Annotated in this window: 5 protein-coding genes; 3 read left to right on the top strand and 2 right to left on the bottom strand. The window is 37.3% G+C overall.

The window, feature by feature from the left end; all coding sequences use genetic code 11:
* On the bottom strand, nt 1–423 hold a 423-nt coding region (locus tag RT405_RS10600; RefSeq protein ID WP_313469594.1), incomplete at its 3' end, for a DNA starvation/stationary phase protection protein.
* Between the two features lie 241 nt (nt 424–664).
* Between RT405_RS10600 and RT405_RS10595 the strand changes: the two genes are divergently transcribed.
* Together RT405_RS10595 and RT405_RS10590 are read left to right on the top strand one after the other, a co-directional pair.
* The gene (locus tag RT405_RS10595; protein WP_313469592.1) at nt 665–1,255 is read left to right on the top strand and encodes a general stress protein; all 591 of its coding nucleotides are present in this window, start codon (nt 665–667) and stop codon (nt 1,253–1,255) included.
* Between the two features lie 782 nt (nt 1,256–2,037).
* Nucleotides 2,038–2,949: an aldo/keto reductase gene (locus RT405_RS10590; RefSeq protein WP_313469591.1), complete on the top strand. Its 912-nt coding sequence runs from the start codon at nt 2,038–2,040 to the stop codon at nt 2,947–2,949.
* Nucleotides 2,950–3,000: 51 nt separating this feature from the next.
* Here RT405_RS10590 and RT405_RS10585 read toward each other — a convergent pair whose 3' ends face one another.
* Nucleotides 3,001–4,179 (bottom strand): hydroxymethylglutaryl-CoA synthase, encoded by a 1,179-nt coding sequence (locus RT405_RS10585; RefSeq protein WP_313469589.1) that lies wholly within the window; start codon nt 4,177–4,179, stop codon nt 3,001–3,003.
* Nucleotides 4,180–4,510: 331 nt separating this feature from the next.
* On the opposite strand from RT405_RS10585, the gene RT405_RS10580 reads away from it, so the two are divergent.
* Nucleotides 4,511–4,962, top strand: a 452-nt coding sequence (locus tag RT405_RS10580) for a beta-ketoacyl synthase N-terminal-like domain-containing protein (RefSeq protein WP_313469587.1), incomplete at its 3' end; no start/stop codon positions are given.

Here is a 4,962-nt window from a genome sequence, read left to right as displayed (position 1 = left end):
ATTTTTGTCAACTTCTGTTTTGTAGGCAATTAATATGTCTTGTGTGACATCGTCGCCTTCTTCACCAGTCAACGTAATAGCGGCTGCCAAGTCATCTCTTAAAATACGAAAATCTGCTACAACAGAAACTACCATCTCTTCTGCAGGCACTTTTTCTGTATAAGGTTTTTCTTTAATAGAAGAATGTTCCAAAAATTCTTGCAATGTAGCATAAGGTTTTCCGCCGATTGCCAGCAACCGTTCTGCTAATTCATCAAAGTGTTCTGTTGTTTCTTTGTATAAATCTTCAAATTTTATGTGAAGTGTAAAGAAGTGCGATCCTTGTACGTAAAAATGATGTTGGTACAATTTTGTAATGAAAACCCCATGAGTTGCCACCAGATTATTCAATGTACTTTGTACTTCGGTATTCGTTTGAGCCATGTTCTTCTTCCTCCTAATAAAATATTAAAGTGTTTATCACTTTATAATCAGTATAATCAAAAGAATAGGTCTTGTCCAACCATAGCTCTTTTCTTTTTAACTTTTTATTAGGGCTTTTCTTTTTGTTTTTTAGACTGTTCAAAGCTTTTTTATTCTCCGTAAGCTTTTATATTTGGGAGCCCTTTCTTTATTTGGTATGATAAGTGTGTAGACAACAATATGCTATTAGGAGGAAACCAATATGCCAAAAATTTTTAAAAGTGCATATCAGTCCGTTGAAGAAGCCGCAGCAGAAGTCGAACACTTGTTAGTCGAGGGATATGCAGCCGATGATATTACGGTTGTAACCTATAAAGAAAATAAAGGCGCAATTGAAAGTTTAACTATTGCTGATGTTGATACGGTAACTGGAGAAAATCACCAATCTATCTGGGATCGAGCCAGAGATATTTTCACTGACGGAGATGCTGAGAATCCGCTTGGCAAATACAACCTAGATCCAGCTGTTACTGAACGCTACAATAAAGCAATTAAAAATGGCGGTTACGTCATTCTTGTTGAAGAAGCATTGGAATCCGACACCGTCCAAACAAACAACAAGACTAGTCGCAGACCTATTCAGGGTCAAAATGATAACACCGTTCCGAATGTAGGCGAATATTCAGCTGCTCATTCTGACGTGCCGACTAATGAAAATAATGACGCTGAAGCAACAGTTGATGGCATTCCACTTAAAGAATCAGATGGTTCATATGGTGGAGATCATCCCACTGAAAACCCAAGTATGCCGATTTCTCCAGGGACCGATCAACAAAGAGACATTCCAGAATAGGCGCTTTTAAAAACAAACTAATTAAAAATAGCAGTTTTTAGATTCCTTGTACTATAAACTGCTACCAAAAGGTAGAAAGAACCATTTTTTACTAAGATATGTTGGTACAATTTAGGAAGTGAAATTTATTCTCTTCTCTTACCAACGCTAAAAATGATAAACCTAAAAGAGATTGAGAGCCATACTGGACATCTCAATCTTTTTTATGTTAACTTTACTTTTCGCTCAATGCTAAAAGTGTTTCTGATGTAAAATGGACTCCTTCATCTGCTTACTGGTTTGCTAACTGTATAATAACTCCTTTATTTTATTTCCCTAGTGTTGCATTCAAAGCAAGCAATTAACTCCAAAGTTAACCTTATTTCAAAAAGCTCAATTGATTTGAATTTTATTAGACAATTCTCGTTGTGTGCCCCAACGAAGCTACAGTCGTGGTCTTAAGTCACGATAAACTTCTTTAAGTGACCTAACGTTTGGAATTGCTTGTCTTTAAGTCACGATAAGTTAATTATTGAGAGATTTTTTACTAGTATGTGCTTTTTAGTAATAACTGAAAAGATCTGATCGGAATTGCGAAAAGAAACGAGTTTAATTTATTTGCAAAAAGAAGTGGGGTTATTTGAACGCAGCACTAATGATTTTATTTCACTGAACTTTTAATGAATAGAAATCAACATAATTTTTGTATCCGTTTTCCAAATCATGGTATACTCTTAAAAGGCAGGTTTCATTATTTACTAGCAATTCTGTCACTAACTATCAAGTAAAGGAGAGCCAAATCAATGAAGAAAATACAATTAGGTACAAGTGATTTAATGGTTTCGAATATCGGATTAGGCTGTATGTCAATGAATCGTTTAACGGCTAAAGAGGCGACAGCTGTTGTTCAAAATGCTTTGGATCTAGGAGTTAATTTTTTTGACCATGCTGATATTTACGGCAAAGGCAAATCAGAAGAAGTTTTTTCTGAAGCAGTCGATTTACACTCTTCCATCCGAGATAAGATGATCATCCAAAGCAAAGTGGGAATACGTACTGGTTATTATGATTTTTCAAAGGATCATATCACTCAGACTGTTAACGAAAGCTTAAGCCGTTTAAAAACAGATTATCTTGATGTTCTTTTATTGCACCGTCCAGATGCTTTAGTCGAACCAGAAGAAGTAGCTGAAGCTTTCAATGAGTTGGAAAAAAGCGGAAAAGTTCGACACTTTGGAGTCAGCAATCATAATCCCATGCAGATTGATTTGTTGAAAAAAACCATTGAGCAAGATTTAATCGTTAACCAATTACAATTGAGTGTGATGCATACAGGAATAATAGATGCTGGAATCAATGTAAATACTAAACATGAGAATGCAATCAACCGCGATGGAAGCGTCTTGGACTACAGTCGGCTTAAGGACATGACTATCCAAGCGTGGTCTCCTGTTAAAGCTGAAGGCGGAGTATTCATTGATAATGACGCTTACCCGGAAATAAACGCTAAATTAAAAGAAATCGGTGAAAAATATGGCCTAGATAATTCTGGAGCTGCTGTTGCATGGATTTTACGTCACCCTGCTCGGATTCAAACAATTGTGGGAACCATGACGCCTGAGCGGTTAAAACAATATGCTCGAGCTTCAGAAGTGGTTCTATCTCGTGAAGAATGGTATGACATTTATCGGGCTGCCGGCAACCCTATTCCTTAATAACAAATTGAAACCCCGCCAAATTAATTCATTTGACGGGGTTTTTTGGATTTATTTTTCTGCTGTTTTATTGATATATTGGCGTTGATTGTTTGCGATACCTGCTAAACAAATAGTAGCAGAATCTTTTTCCGTTTCCGATAACAAGCTCGAACCATCAATAGGTAATGTTTGTTGAAAAATAACTTCATATTCCGCCACACTGACTTCTCTTCTTGCTGCCAGCATTTCTGTATGTTGTTTGGTATTTAAATGTTTCTGATAACCCGGCTGCAAAATGCCGGTAAAGAATTCTCCTACTGCACCGGAACCATAACTGAATAAACCGATTCTTGATCCAGCAGTCAGTTTTTCTTTTTGTTCTAACAAAGAAAGCAAACTGAGGTATAGTGAGCCGGTATAAATATTTCCAACTACTTTATTGTAGCCGATACTCTTTTGATAATGATTTAATAACCGCTCTTTATCTTCGCTGGTGCCTTCTTCCAAAACTGGTTTTAAAGCCTTCAAACCCATTTTTGTATAAGGCAGATGAAAACAAAGTGCTTCGAAATCTTTAAAAGTTAAGCTGCTTTTTTCCTTAAATTGTTGCCAGACATTTGCAAAAAAGAAACTATATTGCTCATTTGAAAACTTTCCATCTACATAAGCCGTACTTGAATAAAGCGGGCGCCAAAAGTCCATAATATCAGCAGTCAAATAGGCGCTTTTGTCTTCAAGAGCTAGTATTCTAGGATTGGCACTGATCAGTAACGCTACTGCCCCAGCTCCTTGTGTCGATTCGCCAGAAGAATCCAAGCCATAACGTGCAATATCCGACCCTAATACCAGTACCTTGCTTTCCGGATTTAGCGCAATATGCCCTTTTGCCATCTGAATTCCCGCTGTTGCCCCGTAACAAGCTTGTTTAATTTCAAAAGAACGTGCTGCTGGGTTTAATCCCAATAAATGATGGACATAGACTGCTGCAGCTTTTGAATGATCCACGCCTGATTCCGTACCGAATATAACTAAATCGATGTTTTCTTTATCTGTTTCATCTAAAATACTAGCCGCTGCATTTGCTGCCAATGTAACAGCATCTTGTGTAATCGGAGCAACTGCCATTTTCTCTTGGCCAATTCCAATCGTAAATTTATCCGGCTCTATTTCTCTCGCCACAGCTAATTTACGCATATCTAGGTATAAATCTGGTACATAAAAGCCAATTTTATCAATCCCAATTTTCAAAAAAATCTCCTCCATTGGTTACTTATCCATTTTAAAACCAGTAAACTCAATATACACGCCATACTCCATAACTGGTTGTGTATCATTAATTAAAGAATAGTATACAACTACTCAAAAAACAATAAGCAGAAGAAAATCTAAAGATAAGCTTAATAAACAGCAGCTAGTTTTCTTTCATTGCCTTAAAGTCACTAATAATCGCTAAAAATGTTTACCAAATCTTAAAGTGTCAAACCGATTGAAATACCGTACAATAAGAAAAGAAGCTATAGTTATGTAATAAAGGATATATAGATAAATAAGACATGAACAGTAAGGAGTAGAGGAGACTATGGAGGAAGTTGTTATTGTAAATGCAGCACGAACCCCCATTGGAAAATTGGGGGGCAGTTTGAAAAACACTACTGCAATTGAACTAGGAGCAATCGTTGTAAAAGAAGTCATCAAAAAATCGGGTCTATCCGCAGATAAAATAGACCAGCTTATTTTTGGAAATGTTTTGCAAGCTGGCTTGGGTCAAAATCCGGCTCGACAAATTGCTGTCCATGCCGGCATTCCTTACTCAGCTCCATCCATGACGGTCAATGAAGTTTGCGGATCTGGCTTAAAAGCTGTTATTCTTGGAAGCCAAGCCATCCGACTAGGGGATGCAGAGATCGTCGTGGTAGGCGGTACTGAAAGTATGACACAAGCCCCTTATCTTTTAAACAATCACCGTTGGGGAAAGAAAGCAGGAAATGATCAACTGATCGACAGCGCGATGCACGATGGTCTGGCCGATGC

This window comes from Carnobacterium sp., from assembly GCF_032094055.1.
Classification (GTDB): domain Bacteria; phylum Bacillota; class Bacilli; order Lactobacillales; family Carnobacteriaceae; genus Carnobacterium_A.
This window is presented reverse-complemented; position numbering and strand designations above follow the sequence as displayed.

What these genes read in the sequence shown, in the direction of transcription:
- RT405_RS10595 (WP_313469592.1), top strand. Translation starts at nt 665, where the DNA reads ATGCCAAAAATTTTTAAAAGTGCATATCAGTCCGTTGAAGAAGCCGCA.
- RT405_RS10590 (WP_313469591.1), top strand. Translation starts at nt 2,038, where the DNA reads ATGAAGAAAATACAATTAGGTACAAGTGATTTAATGGTTTCGAATATC.